Here is a 2,976-nt window from a genome sequence, read left to right as displayed (position 1 = left end):
TCCATCGAAGCGCACGTCGACGAAATCTCACACTCGCCGGCCCGCGGGCCGTGACCGCGGATGTGACGGTTTCGACAACGCGCCCAAACCCTGTGGCGGCTCGCGGTTGTAGACCCCGCACTGATCGGGTGCACTCCGGCGCGCGCCGGACGTAGCGTTCAGACAAGATCCCGGTCTGCGCACTGACGCGCGGCCCGGCATTCGACGAGTTGCGTAAGGCAGGTAGGTCAATGGTCGACACAGCCCCCCGAACCACCGAGCAGGCACTGCCCGCGAGCGCTCCGCTCGCGCCCTCCGCTCCCGCCCCCGCCGAGCCGAAGCTCGACGTCGCGCTAGTCGAGCGGATGCTGCGGGGCAGCTACCCCGAGGTGAGGCTCGAGGCGCGCGAGGTCGCGAAGGACCCGCAGTTCCACAAGGTCGACGGTCTCAGCCTCGACGAGCAGCGCGAGCGCGCGCTGGCCCAGATGCGGGTGCAGGCCGCGCAGGGCTTCCAGCTGCGGGCCTTCCCGAAGCGCCTCGGCGGCCACGAAGACGCCGGCGGGAACCTCGCCGCCTTCGAAGAGCTCGTCACCGCCGACCCGAGCCTGCAGATCAAGGGCGGCGTGCAGTGGGGGCTCTTCGCCGCCGCGATCCTGCATCTCGGCACCGAGTACCACCACGACACGTTCCTGCCCGACGCGATCAGCCTCGCGGTGCCCGGCGCCTTCGCGATGACCGAGACGGGCCACGGGTCGGATGTCGCGAGCATCGGCACCACCGCCACCTACGACCCCGACACCGAGGAGTTCGTGATCAACACGCCCTTCCGCGCGGCGTGGAAGGACTACCTCGGGAACGCGGCGAAGCACGCGACCGCGGCGACCGTGTTCGCGCAGCTGATCACCCAGGGCGTCAACCACGGCGTGCACTGCTTCTACGTGCCGATCCGTGACGCCGCGACGGGCGAGTTCCTGCCCGGCATCGGCGGCGAGGACGACGGCCACAAGGGCGGCCTGAACGGGGTCGACAACGGGCGCCTGCACTTCGACAACGTGCGCGTGCCGCGCACCAACCTGCTGAACCGCTACGGCGACGTCGCCGCCGACGGCACGTACACGAGCTCGATCGACAGCCCCGGCCGCCGCTTCTTCACCATGCTCGGCACCCTCGTGCAGGGCCGCGTCTCGCTCGACGGGTCGACGACGATCGCGAGCGCGCTCGGCCTGTTCATCGCGCTGACCTACGCCACGCAGCGCCGCCAGTTCGCGAGCGCCGTGCCCGGTCAGGAGCAGGTGCTGCTCGACTACCAGCGCCACCAGCGCCGGCTGCTGCCGCGTCTCGCGCAGACCTACGCCCAGTACTTCAGCCACGATGTGCTGCTCAAGGCCTTCGACGACGTGTTCTCGGGTCGTGCCGACACCGACGAGAACCGGCAGAACCTCGAGACGCTCGCCGCGGCGCTCAAGCCGATCTCGACCTGGCACGCACTCGACACGCTGCAGGAGGCGCGTGAGGCGTGCGGCGGCAGCGGATTCCTCGCCGAGAACCGCCTCGTCGGCCTGCGCGCCGACCTCGACGTCTACGTGACCTTCGAAGGTGACAACAACGTGCTGCTGCAGCTCGTGGGCAAGCGCCTGCTGACCGACTACGCCAAGCAATTCAGGGGCGCGAGCGCCACCGACCTCGCGAAGTACGCGGCCGGCCAGGTGGCCGGCAAGGCGTTCAACGAGGGCGGCATCCGCCGCGTCGGGCAGAACCTGCGCGATCTGGCAGGCGTCGGCCACGGCGTCGAGGCGCTGAAGGACCACGCCACGCAGCGAGCCCTGCTGCAGGACCGCGTCGACACCATGGTCGAACGCATCGGCGCCGAGTTGAACAAGGTGCGCAAGGCCTCGCCGCTCGAGCAGGCCGCCGCGTTCAACGCCAACCAGGACGACCTCATCGCGGCTGCCCGCGCCTGGGGCGAGCTGCAGCAGTGGCAGGCATTCACCGACGCGCTCGAGGGCGTGACGGATGCCGGCACCAAGACGGTCCTCGGCTGGGTGCACTCGCTCTTCACGTTCTCGCTGTTCGAGAAGCACCTGTCGTGGTACCTCACGCACGGCCGCATCTCTGCGCGCCGCGGACAGGCGGTGAGCGCCTACATCAACCGGCTGCTCGAGCGCCTGCGCCCGCACACGCTCGATCTGATCGGCGCGTTCGGCTTCGAGCCCGAGCACGTGCGCGCTCCGATCGCCTCGGGCGCCGAGGGCACCCGCCAGGACGAGGCTCGGGCGCACTACGCGAGCTTGCGCGCGAGCGGCACGGCCCCGATCGACGAGAAGGCGGCCAAGAAGAAGCGGTGAGGCATCGCGCGCTCAGCGCGCGATGACGGCGCAGCGAAGAAGAGGGGTCGCCGAACGCCCGCCTGCGGCTTAGCCTTGCCCTACTGAAAATTCCTCAGTGGGAGGCGATGCGTGGCGGGCGGACTCCGGGCGGCGGCGTGGGCGCAGGCCGGGGTTCTGCTGGGCGCCTTCGCCGGCAGCCACCTGCTCTTCGTGTGCACCCCGGCAGGTCAGCACATCGACGCCGCGGGCTTCGGCCAGGTTCCTGAGCTCGACACCGCGCTGCACGGCATCCTCGAGGCGAGCCGGCTGGTGGTCCCCCTCGCGCTGGGCGTGGTCGTCGCGGTGCTCGCGATCGGCGCCCTCGTGCAGCGCCGCCTGCGCGAGGTGCTCGGCGCGCTTGCGCTCGTCGTCATCTCTTCGCTCGCCGCGGCCGCGGCGAAGCCCCTGCTGCCGCGGCCGCGGTTCGGTGAGAACGGCTACCCCTGGAACACGTTCCCCAGCGGGCACACCGCGGTGGCGACGGCTCTGCTGTGCGCCGCCCTCTGGCTGGCACCGCGCCGACTGAGCGGCACGGGATTGCGCGTGGGTCTCGTGGCGCTCGGCACGGCCTTCGGCTGGGCGCTCGTCGTGAGCTATGCGCACAGGCAGGCCGACGTCGCCGGCTCGGGAA

Annotated in this window: 2 protein-coding genes; both read left to right on the top strand. The window is 70.9% G+C overall.

Annotated elements, in window-relative coordinates; translation table 11 throughout:
* Positions 1-230 precede the first annotated feature (230 nt).
* The gene (locus ACM2XV_RS13770) at positions 231-2,324 is read left to right on the top strand and encodes an acyl-CoA dehydrogenase family protein (RefSeq protein WP_344776916.1); all 2,094 of its coding nucleotides are present in this window, start codon (positions 231-233) and stop codon (positions 2,322-2,324) included.
* A gap of 111 nt (positions 2,325-2,435) precedes the next feature.
* Positions 2,436-2,976, top strand: a 541-nt coding sequence (locus ACM2XV_RS13765; RefSeq protein ID WP_487027332.1) for a phosphatase PAP2 family protein, incomplete at its 3' end; no start/stop codon positions are given.

It is taken from the genome of Gryllotalpicola sp. CP2-P1 (genome assembly GCF_057512245.1).
The sequence above is the reverse complement of the archived record's forward strand: the minus strand, read 5'-3'. Positions and strand labels throughout refer to the sequence as shown.